This is a genomic window from Cupriavidus sp. UBA2010 (assembly GCF_002335265.1).
Classification (GTDB): Bacteria; Pseudomonadota; Gammaproteobacteria; order Burkholderiales; family Burkholderiaceae; genus Cupriavidus; species Cupriavidus metallidurans.
Map to the genome: position 1 here is coordinate 148163 of NZ_DDCI01000013.1, position 19742 is coordinate 167904.

Here is a 19742-nt window from a genome sequence, read left to right on the forward strand (position 1 = left end):
GTACGAATCACGAATCCTGCGTGCCTGTCGCGTGACAGGCACGCACCCAACAAGGAATACCAAGAATGCCGAAGGGAGTATATCTGCGCCGTGCAGGACGCTTCGCCTGGCTTGCGTTCGCAGGTGCGCTGCTGGCTACCCCAGTCTACGCGCAGAAACGTACGGCGACGCCCCAGAAAGCGGTGCAGCAGCAACCGGCCGCCCTGACGATTCCGTCGGACCCGGACGATGCCTTTGTCGCGCTGCGCGAGGCCGCCCGCAAGAACGACGCGGACCGCGCCGCGGCCATCTCGGCCACGCTGGTCGACTATCCGATTCCGTCGTACGTCGAATACTTCCGCATCAAGTCGCAGATGTTCGACTCGAGCGGCCAGCCGCTGATCGACACGCCGGATGCCGAGATCAGCGCGTTCCTGCAACGCTACCAGGGCGAGGCGATTGCCGACCGGATGCGCAATGACTGGCTGCTGGTGCTTGGCAAGAAGCGCGACTGGGCAAACTTCGACATCCAGTATCCGCAGTTCGTGCTGAAGGACGATACGCAGGTGGAGTGCTACGCGCTGCTGTCGCGCGCGCTCAAGGGCCAGAACGTGGCCGCCGATGCGCGTGCGGTGCTGGTCGACCCGCGCTACTACGGCGACGGCTGTGTTGACCTGATCAGCTACATGGCGCAGAGCCAGCAGATCCAGCGCAGCGACGTGGCTTTCCAGGCGCGTCAGGCGCTGGAGCAGAACTACACCACGCTGGCTGGCAAGATCGCAGCCGCGTTGCCGGATGCGCGCGTGGATGGCGATTCGCTGGCCACCGTGGTCAAGATGGCACGTAACGATCCCTCGCAGGCCGCCGCCTACCTGGGCACGATCTCGGGCAACCTGTCGCGTGACGAGCAGGGCGCGGCCTGGGGCGTGATCGGCCAGTTCGCGGCCAAGAAGCTGATGCCGGAGGCTGCTGGCTACTACCGTCGCCAGATGGACCTGGGCGGTAACCAGTGGCTGTCCGATGAGTCGCAGGAATGGCGCGTGCGGGCCGCGTTGCGTCAGGGCGACTGGAAGCAGGTGCGCCAGTCCATCGAATCGATGCGTCCCGAGCTGCGTGCCAAGGATCCGGCATGGACGTACTGGTACGCGCGCGCGCTCAAGGCCGATGGCCGTGGCAGCGACGCCCAGCAGCAGTTCCAGTCGATCGCCGGCCAGTTCAATTTCTATGGCCAGCTAGCCAGCGAGGAACTGGGCAATCGCATCACGATTCCGACGCGGACCACAGTCACCGATGCCGAGGCGATGGCGATGCGCTCGCGCGCCGGCTTCACGCGCGCCAAGAAGTTCTATGACCTGAACCTGCGCTTCGAAGGCAACCGCGAGTGGAACTGGGAACTGCGCGGCATGAACGATCGTGACCTGCTGGCCGCGGCCGAGTACGCGCGCAAGATCGAGCTGCTCGATCGTACCGTCAACACGTCCGACCGCACCAAGGCCGAGCACGATTTCACGCAGCGCTTCCCGATGCCGTACCGGGACATCATGCAGCGTGCCACGGACGAGGTCGGCCTCGACATGGCGTGGGCCTACGGCCTGATTCGTCAGGAATCGCGCTTCATCATGAATGCGCGTTCGTCCGCGGGCGCGCATGGCCTGATGCAGGTGATGCCGGCCACGGCCAAGTACGTCGCGCGCAAGATCGGCATGACCGACTTCTCGCCGTCGATGATGGGAGACCCCAACATCAACATCATGCTCGGCACCAACTACATGAGCATGGTGCTGACCGATCTGGACAGCTCCTGGACGCTGGCGTCCGCCGGCTACAACGCTGGTCCGGGACGGCCCAAGGCGTGGCGTACCAGCCTGTCGCGACCGGTGGAAGGCGCGATCTTTGCAGAGACGATCCCGTTCACCGAGACGCGGAACTACGTGAAGAATGTGCTTTCGAACGCCACGTACTATGCTGCATTAATGAGTGGCCGGCCCCAGTCCCTGAAAGACCGTCTGGGAATGGTCGCGCCGTCTTCGGTCACGACGACCAGCCTCCCCTGAGCCTGACGAGGCACTCTCGCACTCAGACGGAGACGGTGGGCCCCGTGGCCACGGACGCGCGCATCGATGCCCGCGTAACGTGTTCGTCACGGAGCCCACCATGCAGACCAGCAATGTTCTTGTCATCGGGGGCGCCGGTTTCATCGGCAGCCACCTGATTTCCCGCCTTGCCGGCGCAGCCACCGCCTCCGGTGCGCCGCTCGATCCGGCCTCCAGTCCCGATAGTCCCATCGCGCCCGATCGCATCATCGTCGGCACGCGCAATGTCGAGCATGCCCAGCACCTGCTGCTGCTGCCGCGTGTCGAAGTGATCGAACTTGGCCTGGCCGACGACGCGGTGCTCGACGACGCCATCGGCTCGCTTGGCGTCGACGGTATCGTCGTCAATCTGGTTGGCGTCCTGCATGGCGAGCGTGGCGACCCGTATGGGCCGCAGTTCGCCGCCGCGCATGTCGATCTGCCGCGCCAGGTCGTCGAATCCTGCAAGCGCACTGGCGTTCGCAGGCTGCTTCACATGAGCGCGCTCGGCGCCGATCCACAAGGACCGTCGATGTATCTGCGCAGCAAGGGCGATGGTGGGAGGATCGTGCGCGAAAGCGGGCTCGACTGGACGATCTTCCGTCCATCGGTCGTATTCGGTCCCGACGATCATTTCCTGAACCTGTTCGCCCAGTTGCAGCAGATGGCGCCGGTGGTGCCGCTGGCGTGCGCCCACGCGCGATTCCAGCCGGTGTTTGTGCTGGACGTGGTGCAGGCCTTCGTCAATGCGATGGTCCATCCCGAAACGATCGGGCAGGTCTACGAGCTTGGCGGTCCGCAGGTCTACACGCTCGAGGAACTCGTCCGCTTTGCCGGCCGCGCGTCGGGGCATCCCCGTCCGGTCATCGCGCTACCCGACGCGCTCGCGCGGATGCAGGCGGCGGTGCTCGAACACGTGCCCGGTGGCACGGTGCTGTCGCGCGACAATCTCGACTCGATGCGGCTGGACAACGTGCTGGCGCACCCGATGGCGGCCGAGCTTGGCGTGCGCCCGGTCAGCCTGGAAGTCGTGATGACCGACGTGCTGTCCGGCCGCAATCGCGACAGCGCGCTGCGGTTCATGCGGGGCAGCGTGCATCGATGACCGGGGCTAGCGCCCGATCGATGTGATTGCGGCTCACACGCTTGCGAGCGTAATTCGCTTGGAATGCGCCCGGCGAGGTCGATAGAATGACCGGTTCGGGGCGCGCGCGTTGCTTTCCGTACGTTCACCGCCCGAAAACCTTTTGACCCTCGCCCCAAGGATCTGCGATGAAGCTCGTCATCGGCAACAAGAACTACTCTTCCTGGTCGCTGCGCCCGTGGCTGTTGCTGCGCCACGCCGGCATTGCCTTCGAGGAAATCGCGGTACGTCTGTTCACGAAGGAGTTCGCGACCGAGATCGCGCGCTATTCGCCGGCTGGCAAGGTGCCGGCGCTGATCGATGGCGACGTGACCGTATGGGATTCGCTGTCGATCAGCGAATATGTCGCCGAACGCTTTCCGGAGAAGGCCCTGTGGCCGAAGGACGCCGCCGCGCGCGCGCTGGCGCGTTCGATCTGCGCCGAGATGCATTCCGGGTTTGGCAACCTGCGCAGCCAGATGCCGATGAACGTGACGGCAATGCTGCCGGGGCTGGGCTGGAACGTCGCCGTGCAGCGTGACATCGACCGCATCGCGTCGATCTGGACCGATCTGCGCACGCGCTACGCGTCCGAGGGTCCGTTCCTGTTCGGCGGCTTTACGATTGCCGACGCGTTCTACGCGCCGATAGTCAGCCGCTTTGCCACCTACGGCGTGCATCTGCCCGAAGCCGCCAAGGCGTACGCGGACTTCGTGCTGGCGCTGCCCGCGATGCAGGAATGGGCGGCGGCGGCGCGCGAGGAACGGGACTTCGTCCCGGCCGATGAACCGTATCGCACCGAGCCGGATCGTCCGGACGCGATCATCGTTTCGGGTTGATTCATGCAGGTGTACGCAGTGGGCGGCGCCGTCCGCGACCAGTTGCTCGGAAAGCCGAGCCAGGACCGTGACTACGTGGTGGTGGGCGCCACGCCCGCGGACATGGAGGCCGCCGGCTTCAAGCCGGTGGGCAAGGATTTCCCGGTCTTCCTCCATCCGCAGACCAAGGCCGAGTACGCGCTGGCGCGGACCGAGCGCAAGACTGCGGTCGGCTACAAGGGCTTTGCCTTCTATACCGGCGCCGACGTGACGCTGGAGGAGGATCTCGTCCGGCGTGACCTGACCATCAACGCGATGGCCCAGGCGGTGGACGAGCATGACAACCTCGTCGGCCCGGTGATCGACCCCTATGGCGGCCAGAAGGACCTGGCCGCGCGCAAATTCCGCCACGTGTCCGACGCCTTCGCCGAGGATCCGGTGCGTATCCTGCGCGTGGCGCGTTTCGCGGCGCGCTTCCACGATTTCACGGTGGCGCCGGAGACCGTCGCGCTGATGCGCAAGATCGTCGACGCGGGCGAGGTGGATGCACTGGTGCCCGAACGTGTCTGGCAGGAACTGTCTCGCGGGTTGATGGAGGCGAAGCCGTCACGCATGTTCGACGTGCTGCGCGAGTGCGGCGCGCTGGTCCACCTGTTGCCGGAACTCGATCGCCTATGGGGCGTGCCCCAGCGCCCGGAATATCATCCCGAAGTCGATACCGGCGTGCACGTGATGATGGTGATCGACTACGCGGCGAGCGTCGGCGCATCGCTGCCGGTGCGCTTCGCCGCGATGGCGCACGACCTCGGCAAGGGCACCACGCCCGAGGACATGCTGCCCCGGCATATCGGTCACGAGCAACGTGGTGTCAAGTTGCTCGAAGCCATCTGTCAGCGCCTGCGCGTGCCGAACGATTGCCGCGAGCTGGCCCTGGTGGTGGCGCGCGAGCACGGCAATATCCATCGCAGCATGGAGTTCGGCGCGGCGGCGCTGACGCGGCTGATCGAGCGTTGCGACGCGCTGCGCAAGCCGGAGCGGTTCGCCGAGGCGCTGCTGGCCTGCGAGGCCGATGCGCGTGGGCGCCTGGGTTTTGCGGACAAGGACTACCCGCAGGTGGCTCGCCTGCTGGCTGCGCGCGATGCGGCGGCTTCCGTGGACGCCGGCGCGATTGCCAAGGCTTGCGGGGACAGGGTCGATCAGATCAAGGACCGGGTGCACAAGGCCAGGGTGGTGGCGGTGGCGCAGCGGCTGGGGATGGCGGAGGAGTAGGGGGCGGCCCCCTACAGCAGCTTCCCGATCACCAGCGCCGCCAGCGACAACAGGATCGTCGACGCGAACGGCAGCACGTACTCGCGGCCGAACAAGCGGAACCGGACATCGCCCGGCAGGCGTCCCAGCCCGATCTTCTGCAGCCACGGCAGCGAGGCTGACAGCACGATCACGCAGAGAAAGATGGTGAACGTCCAGCGCAACATGGCGACCCGGGCTCCCTTAGTAGACTTAGAGTGCGAAGCTGCGGTCGCCGCGCGCGAAGCCGTCTAGCGGCATGGCGTCGTCGATGCCGCGGGTGAGGGCGATGACCTTGAACAGCTCGCCCATCTCCGCTTCAGACAACAGCTTCTGCACAGCATTGGCCTGCGGCAGGAATGCGCGGGCGTCGCTCGGATCGAGCGACATCATCAGATCCGTGATGCCGGCATTCATCAGGAAGCGCGCCTGCGAGGCGTAGCCGGACACTTGCAGGCCAGCCTCCACGGCCGCCTGGGCGATGCCGCTGAAGTTCACGTGCGCGGTGATGTCCTGCAGTCCGGGGTAAAGGAACGGGTCGGGGTGTGCGTGATGACGGTAGTGGCACATCAGCGTGCCGCCGGTACGGTGCGGATGGTAGTACTCGGACGCCGGGAAACCATAGTCGATAAAGAACGCCGCGCCGCGCGCCAGCAGCGCGCCCACGGCGCGGGTGAATCCTTCCGCTTCGGCATGGGTCTCGGTGACGATGTCGTGGTCGCCCGGAATCCCGAGCAGTACCTCAGGGATCGCGCCGTCCTCCAATGGCCGGTCTTCGAAGGCGAAGGCCTCGGCGCCCGCCTTTCCATCCTTCGCGCAGACCACGCCACGTTCGTGCCAGCGGCCGCCAATACGCGCGTACAGCCGCACCGGCATTGCATCGAGCACTTCGTTGCCCACCACCACACCCTCGAAGCGGTCCGGCAGGGCGTCCAGCCAGGTGACGCGCCCGGCCAGATGCGGGGCCCGCTGGTCCAGCGTGGCCTGCTGGCGCGCACGCAGTTCACCGGACAGTTCGACGATCTGGTAGGTGTCTGGCAGCGCATCCTCGGTTTCGAGCGCGAGCAGCAGGTCGGCGGCCAGCCGGCCGGTGCCCGCGCCGAATTCCATGACGCGCGGCAGGTTCATTCTGATCAGCGGCGCAAACTGGCGCGCCAGCGTGCGGGCGAAGAATGGCGTCAGTTCCGGGGCGGTGATGAAGTCGCTGCCGTCGCTGACGTCGCGGCCGAACTTGGCCGCACCGCCACTGTAGTAGCCCAGCCGGGGGGCGTAGAGCGCCAGCGACATGAATCGATCGAAGCCGATCCAGCCGCCCGCTGCGTCGATCGCGCCGGCAATACAGATGGAAAGGGCCGCGGAGGCGTCCAGCGCATCTGCGGAGGGAAGGGGTAGACTAGCGACTTTCTGCATACCGCGAATTGTAGCAATGCCAGATTCTCAGACTACGGGCACTTCACAGGCTTCGGGCGCCAATTCTCGCGGCGTGGCGCTGGTCACCGGCGGCGCGCGCCGCCTGGGCCGTGCCATCGCCCTCGAACTTGCCGCACAAGGCTGGGACGTTGCCGTTCACTGCAACCGCTCGCGCGACGAAGCGGACGCGCTGGCCACCCAGATCCGCGGCCTCGGACGCCGCGCCGCCGTGCTGCAGGCCGACCTGTCGAATGAAGCCGCCACGGCCCGGTTGATTCCCGCCTGCATCGACGCACTCGGCGTGCCGGCCTGCCTGGTCAACAACGCGTCGCTGTTCCAGTACGACGTGGCGACGAGCTTCTCCTATGGGTCGCTCGACACACACATGCGCACCAACGTGGCGGCCCCGCTGCTGCTGGCGCGTGAGATGCACAAGGCGCTTGGCGCCGGCGGCAACGAGACCGGGCAGCTCGGCGTTGTGATCAACCTGCTCGACCAGAAGCTGAACAACCTGAATCCCGATTTCCTGTCGTACACGCTGTCGAAGGCCGCGCTGCAGACTGCCACGGTGCAGCTTGCGCAGGCACTGGCGCCGCGTCTGCGGGTGGTGGGCGTCGCGCCCGGCATCACGCTGGTGTCCGGCGACCAGTCCGACCCGGGCTTTGTCCGCGCCCATGGGATGACGCCGCTGGGCCAGTCGTCTACGCCGGAAGACATCGCGCAGGCCGTGGCCTACCTGGCCGTGGCGCGCGCCGTTACCGGCACCACGTTGTACGTCGACGGAGGCCAGCACCTGATGCCGCTGGCCCGCGACGTGATGTTCCTTACTGAATAAGCTGTTTCTGATTTGCCAGCCATGACCTTTGCCGCCCTCTCCCATCCCAGCCTGCAAAACTGCCGTCGCATGTTCCTGCGCAACTATGAAGTGCAGATCAACATTGGCGTGCACGAATTCGAGAAGAAGGGCGAACAGCGCGTGCTCGTCAATATCGACCTGTTCGTGTCGCTGGCCGAGACCACGCCGCAGGCCGACAAGCTCGAGGAAGTGGTCGACTACGACTTCATGCGCAACACCGTGGCCGAGCGCATGGCGCGTGGCCATATCCACCTGCAGGAAACGCTGTGCGACGACGTGGCGCGCGCGATGCTGCAGCACCCGAAGGTGCGCGCCGTGCGCGTGTCGACCGAAAAACCGGACGTCTACCCGGATTGCGATGCCGTCGGCGTGGAAGTGTTCCACGTCAAGCCCGCCTGATCTGGCCGCTCTGCCCGAGCGGGGCCGCGCAGCGCCGGGCGGTGGGCTCCAGTAGAATGTTGGCCCGTTGAAACCGGGCCATTGTTCCGCGCCCGTACTGATCCAGGTATGTCATATGAGTCACTCCGCTAACTTCTATCGTCTCGAAACCCGTCTGCAGTCGCTGACCGGCAAGGCCATCGGCGACTTCGGCATGATCGAGGACGGCGACACAGTGCTGGTCTGCATGAGTGGCGGCAAGGACTCTTACACGATGCTGTCGGTGCTGACGGCGCTTCAGAAACGGGCGCCGATCCAGTTCAAGCTGATCGCGATGAACCTGGACCAGAAGCAGCCGGGCTTTCCCGAGCATGTGCTGCCGGCATACCTGAAGTCTCTCGGCGTGGAGTATGTGATCGTCGAGGCGGACACGTACTCGATCGTCAAGGAGAAGGTGCCCGAGGGCAAGACCACCTGCTCGTTGTGCTCGCGCCTGCGCCGCGGCGTGATCTATCGCACGGCCAAGGAGCTGGGCGCCAACAAGATCGCGCTGGGCCATCACCGCGACGACATCGTCAATACGTTCTTCCTGAACATGTTCTTCGGCGGCAAGATGAAGGCGATGCCGCCGAAGCTGGCCACCGACGACGGCCAGCACATCGTGATCCGGCCGCTGGCGTACTGCGCGGAGAAGGACATCGCGTCGTATGCGCGTGCCATGGCATTCCCGATCATCCCGTGCAACCTGTGCGGCTCGCAGGAAAACCTGCAGCGCAAGAAGGTGAGCGAAATGCTGCAGGCATGGGAGCGCGAGAACCCGGGCAGGATCGACAACATCTTCTCGGCGCTACGCAACGTGGTGCCGTCGCACCTGGCCGATACGGACCTGTTCCCGTTCACGGGGCTGGCTACAGGGTTGGGCAAGATCGACGAGGCATCGCTGTTCGGCGAGACCACGTTCACGCAGCAGGCGCTGACCTTCACGGGCAATGTCGAGGCGAACCGGATGGAGTTCGTGCGCTTCGACAAGATCCAGAAGGCCCAGGAGGCGTCGGAACAGGCTTCGGAACCGTCGGCCTGACGCCTCCCCCCGCCTCCCCCCGCCTTCCCCCAAGGTTGGCTACTGTGACGCCTGCGCGGAGCGCCCGGGCTCGCGCATCAACGCCTGCACATCCTCGATCCATCCCTGGAAGCGCTTGACCGCGTGGGCCTTCTGTTCCGGCGTGGTCAGGTTGGCGATCGTCACCGTCAGGTTGATCCCCGCATCGGTACTCCGCTGCTGGCCCGTGGCCGGGCGCTGCCAGTCGTCGGCATAGTGACGCAGCATCTCTTCGGCCTGCGCCTTGGGCGGGCGCGTGGTCGAGATCTCGCGCGCCAGCGCCACCCATTCCTGCTGGCGGCGCACGCGCTCGCTGTAACGGGCGTCGGCGTTCAGCATATAGGGCCCCATCGCGTCGCGGATGGCCTTTTCCTGGTCGCGCGAGAAGCTGCCATAGACCAGCTTGGCATAGTCCATGATCTTGTCGTAGCGGGCATCGGTGCGCGCGTTGGCATCGGAGCCGAGGAACTGCTTGCGATATTTCGTATTGCTCTCGGCGAACTTCGCCTCCATCCGCTTGATCTGGTCGGGCGATAGCGTGAGCATCAATTCTGCAAGGTCAGGAATCGTGTTCTCGTACGCCTGACGTCCCAGCCGCTGGCTGTCCTGCTGGGCCTGGCGGATCATCGCGATATCGACGGGTCCGGCCACCTCGCCCTTGACCCGGGCAAGGACCTTGGCGACTTCCGGAAGCTGCGAGCGCCGGTGCCACGCAAAGAATCGGGCGATGGCGTCGCGTGTCGGCACCTCCTGGGCATCCGAGACATCCACGTAGCGGTCCACCCACCAATAGGCGAGCCGGTCTCCCTGCTCGTAGCCCAGTTTCATGGCGTTGCAGCCGCCAAGTACCGCGACGAACGTGAGTGTTGTGATCGCCACATACACGCGACGTGACCAATTGTGAACAACGGTAACTCGGCGTGATCTGGCCAGATCGGTCAGGGGGGGCGTGCTAGAATCTGCGCGCATGTTTCCAGGGGCGGCGGATCGCCCGCCAGCCCAAGCGTGGCAACGGTTTGGGCGCGGCCAGCCAGTTCGGCGCACGGCCGGACGCGACGCTCCCAGGCACGGATTTTCCAGCTTATTCTCAGACACACTCACTTAGGGACCTCCTTGTGAATATCGTCATTCTTGCCGCGGGCATGGGCAAGCGGATGAACTCCGCGCTGCCCAAGGTGCTGCACCCGGTGGCCGGCCAGCCAATGCTATCCCACGTCCTCGATACCGCGCGCACGCTGTCGCCGTCGCGGCTCGTGGTGGTGGTGGGTCATGGTGCCGAGCTGGTGCGCAAAGCCGTTGGCGCGGACGATGTTGCCTTTGCCGAGCAGGCTCAGCAACTGGGCACCGGCCACGCCGTGATGCAGGCCCTGCCGCTGCTCGACGACAGCCAGCCCACGCTGGTGCTGTACGGCGACGTGCCGCTGACCTCGGTCGACACCCTGAAGGGCCTCGTGCAGGCCGCCGGCGCCGAGCGCCTGGGCGTGCTGACTGTCGAGATGCCCGATCCTACCGGATATGGACGGATCGTTCGTGACGCCGCCGGCAATATCGTGCGCATCGTCGAGCAGAAGGATGCCAGCGAGGACGTTCGCGCGATTCGCGAGATCAACACCGGCATTATCGTCTGCCCGACGGCGCATCTGCGCCAGTGGCTGCCCACGCTGCGCAACGACAACTCGCAGGGCGAGTACTACCTGACCGATACGATCGAGCGCGCCGTCAATGATGGCGTGGAGGTCGTGTCGGCCCAGCCGGCCGCGTTGTGGGAGACGCTCGGCGTCAACAGCAAGGTCCAGCTTGCCGAGATCGAACGTATTCACCAGCGCAACATTGCCCAGCGGCTGCTGGAGGCGGGCGTCACGCTGCTCGATCCGGCACGCATCGACGTGCGCGGCGAGCTAACCTGCGGGCGCGACGTCACCATCGACGTGGGCTGCGTGTTCGAGGGTCGTGTGCACCTGGAAGACGGCGTGTCCGTCGGCGCGCACTGCGTCGTTCGCAACACGACGATCGGCGCCGGCGCGCGTATCCAGCCGTTCTGCCACTTCGAGGACGCCAAGGTCGGGCCGGACGGACGCATCGGACCGTACGCGCGGCTGCGCCCGGGCACGGAGCTCGGCCAGGACGTGCATATCGGCAATTTCGTCGAGATCAAGAACAGCCAGATCGCCGACCACAGCAAGGCCAATCACCTGGCCTACGTGGGCGACGCGACGGTGGGGCAGCGCGTCAATATTGGCGCGGGTACCATTACCTGCAATTACAATGGCGTGAACAAGCACCGCACGGTGATCGAGGACGATGTGTTCATCGGCTCCGACACCCAACTGGTGGCGCCGGTGACAGTGCGCCGCGGCGCCACGATTGGCGCGGGGACCACGCTGACCAAGGAAGCGCCGGCTGACAAGCTGACTTTGTCGCGCGCCAAGCAGATGACCCTGGATGCGTGGCAGCGTCCGGTCAAGCAACCGAAGAAATAAGAGGGGTTCAAAACATGTGTGGCATCGTTGGGGCGGTCTCTCACCGCAATATCGTTCCTGTCCTGATCGAGGGCCTGCGCCGTCTCGAGTACCGTGGCTACGATTCCTGCGGCGTGGCCGTGGTGCGTGACGGTATTCTCGAGCGCGCCCGTACCGTATCGCGCGTGGCCGAACTGGACGCGCAGACGCAGTCGTCTGGCCTGGCCGGCCACATCGGCATCGCGCACACGCGCTGGGCCACGCACGGCAAGCCGGACACCGTCAACGCCCACCCGCACTTCTCGGACGAGACCATCGCGCTCGTTCACAACGGCATCATCGAGAACTACGAGCCGCTGCGCGACGAACTGCGCGCGGTCGGGTACGGTTTCGAGTCGCAGACTGATACCGAAGTGGTGGCGCACCTGATCCACCAGGCTTACACGTACCCGAGCAGCGCCACGCGAGGCGACCTGTTCGGCGCGGTGCGCGCGGTCACCAAGCGCCTGCACGGCGCCTACGCGATTGCCGTGGTGGCCAAGGACCAGCCGGACGTGGTGGTCGGCGCGCGCGCCGGCTCGCCGCTGGTGGTGGCACTGGGCGAGGGCGAATCGTTCCTGGCTTCTGACGCGCTGGCCGTGGCCGGCACCGCCAACCGCATCGTCTATCTGGAAGAGGGCGATGTGGTCGAGATCTCGCGCGGTGGCGCGCGGATTCGCGACGTGCACGACCACGAGGTCGAGCGCGAAGCGCGCGTGGTGGAGGCCCACGCCGCCGCGGTGGAACTGGGCCCGTACCGGCACTTCATGCAGAAGGAAATCTTCGAGCAGCCGCGCGCACTGGGCGACACGCTGGAAGGCATCTCCGCGATCACGCCCGAGCTGTTCGGTGAGAACGCCGCGCAGGTGTTCTCGGAAATCGACAGTGTGCTGATCCTGGCCTGCGGCACGAGCTACTACTCGGGCTGCACGGCCAAGTACTGGCTCGAATCGATCGCGAAGATCCCGACCCAGGTGGAAGTGGCCAGCGAATACCGCTACCGCGACACCGTGCCGAACCCGCGCGCGCTGGTGGTGGTGATTTCGCAGTCGGGCGAGACGGCCGACACGATGGCCGCGCTGCGTCATGCCCGCTCGCTGGGTCACACGCACACGCTGGCCGTCTGCAACGTGGCGACGAGCGCCATGGTGCGTGAGACCGAGCTGCGCTTCCTGACACGCGCTGGTACCGAGATCGGCGTGGCGTCGACCAAGGCCTTCACGACACAACTGGCTGCGCTGTACATGCTGACGCTGGCGCTGGCCAAGGTGCGCGGCTACCTGACCGATGCGCAGGAAGCCGAAGCCCTGACCAACCTCCGCCACCTGCCGGCAGCGCTGCATGGTGTGCTGGCGCTGGAGCCGCAGATCATCGCGTGGTCGGAAGACTTCGCGCGCCGCGAGAACGCGCTGTTCCTGGGGCGTGGCCTGCATTACCCGATCGCCCTGGAAGGCGCGCTCAAGCTCAAGGAAATCTCGTACATCCATGCTGAAGCCTATCCGGCTGGCGAACTCAAGCACGGCCCGCTGGCGCTCGTGACCGAGGCGATGCCGGTGGTGACCGTGGCGCCGAACGACGCGCTGCTGGAGAAGCTGAAGTCAAACATCCAGGAAGTGCGCGCCCGCGGTGGCCGTCTCTATGTGTTCGCCGACTCGGACACGCATATCCAGTCGTCGGATGGCATCCAGGTGATCCGGATGCCCGAGCACTATGGTGCGCTGTCTCCGATCCTGCATGTGGTGCCGCTGCAACTGCTGGCGTATCACACCGCCTGCGCACGCGGTACCGACGTCGACAAGCCGCGCAACCTGGCCAAGTCGGTGACGGTGGAGTAAGCGCGGCTTTCCTGCTGTTTCCTTTCCTCTTTATCCTCGCCTCGGTCGTGACGTTGGCTCAAGCACGTCCGCCTTGGCGACGGAACTGTGGCGGTCTGCTGCACAATTTCCGATTTTGTGCAGCAAGCGCATCATTTCTGTCATATTCGATGGCCGGAATTGTTGTCTAAGCCACATAGTGGTTGCTAAACACCGACATAGATTTGGTGTTCTCGCTACGCGATGATTGACATAGGGTGGCGGGTATTCCACTATTTCGTCGCCTCGCCAGTAAAAGTGCTAATGCTGCCGAAACACGTTGCGACGGAATTCGGCAAGCCATAAACAATCAAGAAGAATCCTTTTCGGGTGTGCCGCGAAATCGCTCCACAGAGGGCGGCTCGCGTGCCAACAGTGCCTATCGGGGGTCAGATGCACAGGGTCAAATCAGGAATCTCGCAGGAAGCTTTGCTCGTCAGCCGGTGGTTGCGCTGACATGGCTCGCCTTCCTCACGCTCGGCTGACCGGGCGTGGAGGGCGCGCGTTGGCAGTCCGCATCGAGGATGCGGGTGTCGATGGCGTGCGCGCTTCACGTGCCAACCGGAAGCCTTCTCTCCGTACCGTATCGGGATCGGCCGGTCTGACGCTGATCGAGATGGCGGTGACGGTTGCCATCGTGGCCATCGTGGCGGCCATCAGCACGCCGTCGTTCCTCTCATTCATCCAGTCCAATCGCGTCCAGAGCGAGGTGAACTCGATGGTGAACTCACTGCAGTTGGCGCGCAGTGAAGCCATCAAGCGCGGCCAGTCCGTCAGCATTTGTCCGTCCAGCAACGGTTCCAGTTGCCTGGGCGCCAATACCTGGAATGTCGGCTGGCTCGTGTTCGTGGATCGCAATGCCGATGGTGTTGTCGACACGCCCGCGAACGCGGCGGATCTTCTGCAGTATCGGGCGCCCTGGGCCGGTACCGATACGTTCGTGGCCACACCGAACGCGACATTCGTGACCTACAACCGCGATGGTTTCGGGGTCAATCTGCCGGGCGGCGCCGTGACACTCGCGGCACAGACCCATCCCGTTTCGGCCCCGGCCACGCGCTGCATCGCGCTCAACATGGTTGGCCGGCAGACCGTGCAGCAATCGGGGGTGGGCGCATGCAACTGAAGATGACAGGAAACAGGCACGCCGCGGGCTTTTCCCTGCTTGAAGTGCTGATCGCCCTGGTGATCACGGTGATTGGATTGTTCGGCATTGCCAAGATGCAGGCTGCCGCGATTGCCAATACGCAAATCGCACGAGGACAGTCGCTGATTGCGCTGCAACTGGAGAGTCTCGCTGGTGCCATGCACGGCAACAAGGGATTCTGGGCGGCTGGTCTGGTGCCAGCGACGTTCAGCATGACAGGCGCGACCGTTACGGACACTACTGGCAAGCTCAGCGCCACCGCACCGGATTGCAAGGCAACGACGTGCACGCCGACGCAACTGGCCGCCTATGACGTCCAGGGCTGGGCCGCGGAGATGAACGCCCATTTTCCGACCTATTCGGCTGCCGTCAACTGCGTCGTGCTGATCAACAAGCCCGTCACCTGCACGGTGTCCGCAAGCTGGAATGAATCCAATCTGGCATACAACCAGACCACGGCAACTCTTGCCGGTCAGACGACGCAAAGCCTGACGCTCTACGTGCAACCGTGATGGGTCAATCAATGCGACACCTTAGAAGAACCAGATCACGCCAGGCAGGGGTATCGCTGGTGGAAATCATGGTGGCGATGATCATCGGGCTATTCATGCTGTTGGCCCTGAGCACGCTGTTCCTCAATTTTCGTGGCACCTTCAGGGATCAGGATCAACTGGCCCAGCTACAGGACAATGAGCGCCTGGCGCTGACCATGTTCTCCACCACCATTCAGTCCGCGGGCTATTTTCCAGACCCCGTGAACAATGTGGTGACCGGCGCGTTGCCGCTATCGACTGGCAATACCTATGGCGACTTTGCCGCGGGGCAGGCCGTGGTCGGTACGTCGGGCGCGAACGGCGCAAGCGATACGCTGACTGCCCGTTTCATGACGGCCAATGGCGACGGCATTCTCAACTGCCAGGGGCAGTCCAATACGTCCGGCGCCAATGTGGTGTACGTCAACAGCTTTGCAGTCAATGTGAACAACGAACTGACGTGTGCCATCAATGGCGGCGCGGCGGTGCCGCTGGTCAGCGGCGTGACGGGATTCAGCGTCCTTTATGGAACAGACACCGCAAACGGTGGCAACGTCGATCAGTATCTGTCCGCCGCCGCGGTGACCGCTGCCGGGTACTGGCCCCAGGTCCGTACCGCGAGGGTGACGGTGACCTTCGCCAATCCGTATGCCACGCAACCGAGCCAGCCGGCAACACTGAGCTGGACCCAGACGATCAGCTTGATGAACCGGTCATGAAACATCCCACGCGCCATCGCCCGCCCGGACGGGGTACCAGTCAGGGTTATGTCCTGATCGTCGGGTTGCTGTTCCTGCTGGTGCTCTCGTTACTGGCGGTCTCGATGATGAAGAGCTTCGGCATGCAGGAAAAGATCGCCGGCAATACGCGCGAGAAGCAACGTGCGTTCGAGGCAGCGCAAAGCGCGTTGCGATATGGCGAATGGTGGCTTGGCCAGGGCAACGGTTCGAGCGGAGCCCCTTGCAACAGCGTTGTCAGTGTCACGGCTAATGATTGGTCAAGCATGCAGGTATGCAGCAACGCGCTGACTAACCCAACGGCCTTGCCCTGGACGCCGGCGCGTGTCAACTACACGCCGCCGTCGATGGCCGTGGCTGCCAATGGCAATCTTGGCGGGATGTCTAACGGCGACATCAACTATACGGCCCCGCCGAGCCTCTATATCAACTACCTCGGCCTTTCACAGGACGGGTTGTCAATGCTGTACAGCGTGACCGGCGCCGGGTATGGCGGCAGCGCGGCCACGGCTGCCGTGGTGCAAAGCACCTATCAGGTTGGCGCGAGTACCAAAGATCTCGGGAAAGAATGATGAGAAATCCTCCACGTCTCGCATTGGTGGCCTCGGCCGTGGCAGCGCTGCTTGCTGCGCAGGCTCGCGCGGTTGTGATTCAGGACAATCTGAATGGGGCATCGTCCAGCTATCCATGGACCGCAATCAACGGTGCCTGCCTGACCGCTGGCGATGGCTCTGGGACGATCCCTGGATGCACGGCATCGAATTTTACGTACTACTCGAGCAAGAGTTCGAAGCTTGTGGGCGGCGTGACCGGAACGCTTCCCGATACGGCTGGCTCCGGCGCGCTTCGGTTGACCAATGGTGATACGGGTAAGGGTTCGAACGGGAACAGTCAGAACGGCGCTGTCGTATCGAACTTCACCTTCCCGATGCAGGAAGGCTTGCAGGTTACGTTCTCCACCGTGACCTATGGCGGCAATGCATTCGGCAATACCGGCGCCGACGGCATCAGCTTCTTCCTTGCCGACGGCAATCAGGCCGCGAGCGTCGGGGCGCTGGGTGGCAGCCTGGGCTATAGCTGCTCCAACGTGAACGCGGTCTATGACGGGGTGGTTGCCGGTTACATCGGGATCGGCATCGACGAGTATGGCAACTTCTCCAATGGGAGTTCCGGTAGCTCCAAGAATGACAACACCAGCACTGGACCGGGTTTCAAGGCGAACCGGATCAGTATTCGTGGCTCGGGGAATACGAACTGGGCAAACCTGCTGGCGACCTACAACTCGTACTACAAGAAGGTCCCTACATCGAAGATTCCTACCGCGGTGCAGAACACGTGCGCCGCAGGATATGTACAAGACTGGTCGAGTGGCAAGGACAATGGGTCGGTAACAAGCAAGCCACTGGCCTACAACTACAACTTCATTGCATCGAGCGATCTGCCGAACGCGATCGCGAACCAGCAGGCCACAGCCAAGCCAACCCGCGGCCAGGCCATCCCGATCGTCTACTCGCTCAAGCTCACGCAAAACGGACTGCTGAGCATGTCGTACAGCTATAACGGCGGTGCGGCCACGCCAATCATCACGAACCAGGACATCACGAAGTCGAACGGACCGGTGCCGACCCAGTTCCGTTTCGGGTTTGCCGCGGGCACCGGTAGCGGCAGCAACGTTCACGAGATTACCTGTTTCAAGGCGGAGCCTGTTGGCCAGTCGAGCAGCTCGGCAGGCACCAACGTGCAGCAGTCCGCGCGCGTGGAAGCTGGATCGCAGGTGTACCTGGCCTACTACCATCCGACCAACTGGTGGGGAGAGCTGAGCGCGCAGAACCTGCTCTACGACGCTTCGAGCGACACGGTCTCGATGAGCACCACCGCCAACTGGAATGCGAGTTGCGTGCTGACCGGTGGAAGCTGCCCGTCCACTGGCGGCACCAACACCGCGCAGGCGCCGGCCGCGCGAAAGATCCTCACCTGGAGCGGCTCGGCTGGCATCCCCTTCCGCTGGGATGGCACCTATACGCCGCCAGCTGCCGTGCAGACACTCATGACCGCGGGCGACGCCAGTGCGACCAACAAGCGCCTGAATTATCTGCGCGGCGACCGTACCAACGAGATCACGACATCAGGAACGGGTTTATATCGCGCACGCACGGGCGTGCTGGGCGACATCATGGACTCAAGTCCGACCTGGGTGGGGGCACCTTCCTCGCCCTATAGCGGGCCCTGGACGGACGCCCTGTACAAGACTGCCACCGCTGCGGAGCCGAACGGTAGCTATGACACGTTCAAGCAGAACAACGCGCTGCGCCAGAATATCGTCTACGTCGGGGCCAACGATGGCCTGCTGCACGGCTTCCGTTCCGGCTACTACGACGCGGGCGGAAACTTCGTCGGCAGCGATGCCAGCAAGCCGAATGACGGGAGCGAGGCGATCGCTTACATGCCGGGCGCCGTACTGAAGACGATCCATTCCTCGACCAGTGCGCTGGACCTCGCCTCGGCGCAGTATGTGCACAATTACTTCGTGGATGCGACGCCAGGCACGGGCGATCTCTACTATCAGAATGCCTGGCATACGTGGCTGGTTGGAGGCCTCGGTCCCGGCGCGAACGCAACCGGGCCGATCGGCGACAAGACGACGACGGGTACAGGTGGTGCGATCTACGCGCTCGATGTCACGAACCCTGCCGGGTTTGCCGATGACGCTGCAACGGCAAGCAGCCTGGTGATCGGTGAGTGGGACAACACGCTGAAATGCACCGGCAATACCAGCTGTGGCACAAACCTTGGAAACACCTACGGCACACCGGTGATTCGCCGCCTGCACAACGGCAATTGGGCGGTGCTGTTCGGCAACGGCCTGAACAGCGCATCCGGCTCGGCGGGATTGTATGTGATGCTGGTCAACCCGGCGGACGGCTCAAAGTCGTTTCTGTACCTGGATACGGGATACGGTCCGGCCAAGGATCCGGCCGGCAAGAATTCCAAGAATGGCATTGCCTATGTGACACCTGCGGATCTCGATGGCGACCACATTACCGACTACGTCTATGCCGGCGATATGTTCGGCAATGTCTGGCGTTTTGACCTGACTTCGAACGCGCCTGCCAACTGGAGTGCGTCGGCCAAGCCGCTACTGGCCACCGGGCTGCCCATTACCAGCAAGGTTGCGGTGGCTGCCGTGCCCGGCAGTGGTACCGGGGCCAATGCGATACCGCGTGTCATGGTCAGCTTCGGCACTGGTCGTCGCCTGGAACAGACGCAGAGCAGCGAAGCGGTGTTCGAGAGTGCCACCCAGTCACTTTTCGGTGTGTGGGACTGGAACATGACGGCATGGAACGGCGTGGCCCCGGCCAGCGCGAAGTATGCGGCGCTGGCAACCGCGCCGCAGCCGCTGGCAATCGCCAACCTTACGGCGCAGTCGATCACCAACGAGGGCCGCGCCAGTTCGAATACCGCGATGTTGCGCACGGTCAGCGCCACCGCCGTCTGCTGGCAGGGCAGTACCGTTTGCTCCAGTGGCAACACCAAGTATGGCTGGCAATTGCCGCTGTCCACGAATCCTGGCGAACAGGTGATCTACAACCCCGTGATCGCATACGGAATGTTCATCGTCAATACGACGATCCCACCGAGTTCGGCGGCTGCGCAGGCGCTCTCCTGCAATACGGAGGTGCCTACTGGATTCACGATGGGGGTTTCCATGTCCACTGGCGGCGCGGCCTCCCAATCCTTCTTCAGCACTGCCAACAGCAACACCTTCCCGCTGCTTAATGGCGGAATTGTCAGCGGCATTGGCCTGAGCGGTACGGGCTCCCCGTCGATCGTGACAGCGCAGAAGAGACCGTACATCGTGCAGCAGACGGTTGGGGGCACGGGCGTCGTTACCCAGATCAACCCCGGTGCCAATGCCACGGGATCACGCATCAACTGGATCAAGTTGCGCTAA

17 protein-coding genes are annotated in these 19742 nt (G+C 64.1%); 14 read left to right on the plus strand and 3 right to left on the minus strand.

Going from position 1 to position 19742, the window contains the following annotated elements; genetic code table 11:
* The first annotated feature begins 65 nt into the window (after positions 1-65).
* The 4 genes from B2246_RS09320 (at position 66) to B2246_RS09335 (ending at position 5261) form a co-directional block, all read left to right on the plus strand.
* On the plus strand, positions 66-2033 hold the full coding sequence (locus tag B2246_RS09320) for a lytic transglycosylase domain-containing protein (RefSeq protein ID WP_286880008.1): 1968 nt from the start codon (positions 66-68) through the stop codon (positions 2031-2033).
* Between the two features lie 100 nt (positions 2034-2133).
* A complete protein-coding gene (locus tag B2246_RS09325) occupies positions 2134-3156 on the plus strand; it encodes a complex I NDUFA9 subunit family protein (RefSeq protein ID WP_008641848.1) in 1023 nt (340 codons plus the stop codon).
* A gap of 167 nt (positions 3157-3323) precedes the next feature.
* Positions 3324-4013, plus strand: coding sequence for a glutathione S-transferase family protein (locus tag B2246_RS09330; RefSeq protein WP_008641846.1), 690 nt, complete (start codon positions 3324-3326; stop codon positions 4011-4013).
* 3 nt (positions 4014-4016) lie between these two features.
* Positions 4017-5261, plus strand: coding sequence for a multifunctional CCA addition/repair protein (locus B2246_RS09335; RefSeq protein WP_286962317.1), 1245 nt, complete (start codon positions 4017-4019; stop codon positions 5259-5261).
* Between the two features lie 11 nt (positions 5262-5272).
* Here the strand turns inward: B2246_RS09335 and B2246_RS09340 are convergent, their stop codons facing one another.
* Positions 5273-5467: a DUF2905 domain-containing protein gene (locus B2246_RS09340; RefSeq protein WP_008641842.1), complete on the minus strand. Its 195-nt coding sequence runs from the start codon at positions 5465-5467 to the stop codon at positions 5273-5275.
* 25 nt (positions 5468-5492) lie between these two features.
* Positions 5493-6689 (minus strand): class I SAM-dependent methyltransferase, encoded by a 1197-nt coding sequence (locus B2246_RS09345; RefSeq protein ID WP_035881278.1) that lies wholly within the window; start codon positions 6687-6689, stop codon positions 5493-5495.
* A 16-nt stretch (positions 6690-6705) separates the two neighbouring features.
* Here B2246_RS09345 and B2246_RS09350 point away from each other — a divergent pair, with 16 nt between their 5' ends.
* From B2246_RS09350 to ttcA, 3 genes are all read left to right on the plus strand, one after another.
* Positions 6706-7524, plus strand: coding sequence for an SDR family oxidoreductase (locus tag B2246_RS09350; protein WP_080709639.1), 819 nt, complete (start codon positions 6706-6708; stop codon positions 7522-7524).
* Between the two features lie 21 nt (positions 7525-7545).
* Complete coding sequence (locus B2246_RS09355; RefSeq protein WP_008641837.1) at positions 7546-7944, plus strand: dihydroneopterin aldolase; 399 nt, start codon at positions 7546-7548, stop codon at positions 7942-7944.
* Between the two features lie 115 nt (positions 7945-8059).
* Positions 8060-9004 carry a tRNA 2-thiocytidine(32) synthetase TtcA gene (gene ttcA, locus B2246_RS09360; RefSeq protein ID WP_008641835.1) on the plus strand — a complete coding sequence of 315 codons (945 nt, stop codon included), beginning with the start codon at positions 8060-8062 and terminating at the stop codon, positions 9002-9004.
* A 39-nt stretch (positions 9005-9043) separates the two neighbouring features.
* On the opposite strand, the gene B2246_RS09365 is transcribed toward ttcA, so the two are convergent.
* Complete coding sequence (locus B2246_RS09365) at positions 9044-9901, minus strand: DUF6279 family lipoprotein (RefSeq protein ID WP_286881839.1); 858 nt, start codon at positions 9899-9901, stop codon at positions 9044-9046.
* A 236-nt stretch (positions 9902-10137) separates the two neighbouring features.
* Here B2246_RS09365 and glmU point away from each other — a divergent pair, with 236 nt between their 5' ends.
* The 7 genes from glmU (at position 10138) to B2246_RS09400 (ending at position 19742) form a co-directional block, all read left to right on the plus strand.
* Positions 10138-11502: a bifunctional UDP-N-acetylglucosamine diphosphorylase/glucosamine-1-phosphate N-acetyltransferase GlmU gene (gene glmU / locus B2246_RS09370; RefSeq protein ID WP_286881838.1), complete on the plus strand. Its 1365-nt coding sequence runs from the start codon at positions 10138-10140 to the stop codon at positions 11500-11502.
* A 14-nt stretch (positions 11503-11516) separates the two neighbouring features.
* Entirely contained in the window at positions 11517-13355 is a 1839-nt protein-coding gene (glmS, locus tag B2246_RS09375; RefSeq protein WP_035881281.1) for a glutamine--fructose-6-phosphate transaminase (isomerizing), read from the plus strand.
* A gap of 523 nt (positions 13356-13878) precedes the next feature.
* The gene (locus B2246_RS09380) at positions 13879-14499 is read left to right on the plus strand and encodes a GspH/FimT family pseudopilin (RefSeq protein WP_231108858.1); all 621 of its coding nucleotides are present in this window, start codon (positions 13879-13881) and stop codon (positions 14497-14499) included.
* Positions 14500-14501: 2 nt separating this feature from the next.
* Positions 14502-15032 (plus strand): type IV pilus modification PilV family protein, encoded by a 531-nt coding sequence (locus B2246_RS09385; protein WP_234819007.1) that lies wholly within the window; start codon positions 14502-14504, stop codon positions 15030-15032.
* An 11-nt stretch (positions 15033-15043) separates the two neighbouring features.
* Positions 15044-15772: a PilW family protein gene (locus B2246_RS09390; protein WP_186425547.1), complete on the plus strand. Its 729-nt coding sequence runs from the start codon at positions 15044-15046 to the stop codon at positions 15770-15772.
* Complete coding sequence (locus B2246_RS09395) at positions 15769-16362, plus strand: pilus assembly PilX family protein (RefSeq protein WP_186425548.1); 594 nt, start codon at positions 15769-15771, stop codon at positions 16360-16362. Before B2246_RS09390 ends, B2246_RS09395 begins: the two co-directional genes overlap by 4 nt.
* Entirely contained in the window at positions 16362-19742 is a 3381-nt protein-coding gene (locus B2246_RS09400) for a PilC/PilY family type IV pilus protein (RefSeq protein WP_411860089.1), read from the plus strand. The genes B2246_RS09395 and B2246_RS09400 overlap by 1 nt, the downstream gene beginning before the upstream one ends.

Coding starts and splice junctions, on each gene's coding strand:
- ttcA (WP_008641835.1), top strand. CDS start 8,060: ATGAGTCACTCCGCTAACTTCTATCGTCTCGAAACCCGTCTGCAGTCG.
- B2246_RS09325 (WP_008641848.1), top strand. CDS start 2,134: ATGCAGACCAGCAATGTTCTTGTCATCGGGGGCGCCGGTTTCATCGGC.
- B2246_RS09345 (WP_035881278.1), bottom strand. CDS start 6,689: ATGCAGAAAGTCGCTAGTCTACCCCTTCCCTCCGCAGATGCGCTGGAC.
- B2246_RS09390 (WP_186425547.1), top strand. CDS start 15,044: ATGCGACACCTTAGAAGAACCAGATCACGCCAGGCAGGGGTATCGCTG.
- B2246_RS09350 (WP_080709639.1), top strand. CDS start 6,706: ATGCCAGATTCTCAGACTACGGGCACTTCACAGGCTTCGGGCGCCAAT.
- B2246_RS09395 (WP_186425548.1), top strand. CDS start 15,769: ATGAAACATCCCACGCGCCATCGCCCGCCCGGACGGGGTACCAGTCAG.
- glmS (WP_035881281.1), top strand. CDS start 11,517: ATGTGTGGCATCGTTGGGGCGGTCTCTCACCGCAATATCGTTCCTGTC.
- B2246_RS09400 (WP_411860089.1), top strand. CDS start 16,362: ATGAGAAATCCTCCACGTCTCGCATTGGTGGCCTCGGCCGTGGCAGCG.
- B2246_RS09320 (WP_286880008.1), top strand. CDS start 66: ATGCCGAAGGGAGTATATCTGCGCCGTGCAGGACGCTTCGCCTGGCTT.
- B2246_RS09340 (WP_008641842.1), bottom strand. CDS start 5,467: ATGTTGCGCTGGACGTTCACCATCTTTCTCTGCGTGATCGTGCTGTCA.
- B2246_RS09330 (WP_008641846.1), top strand. CDS start 3,324: ATGAAGCTCGTCATCGGCAACAAGAACTACTCTTCCTGGTCGCTGCGC.
- B2246_RS09335 (WP_286962317.1), top strand. CDS start 4,017: ATGCAGGTGTACGCAGTGGGCGGCGCCGTCCGCGACCAGTTGCTCGGA.
- B2246_RS09385 (WP_234819007.1), top strand. CDS start 14,502: ATGACAGGAAACAGGCACGCCGCGGGCTTTTCCCTGCTTGAAGTGCTG.
- B2246_RS09355 (WP_008641837.1), top strand. CDS start 7,546: ATGACCTTTGCCGCCCTCTCCCATCCCAGCCTGCAAAACTGCCGTCGC.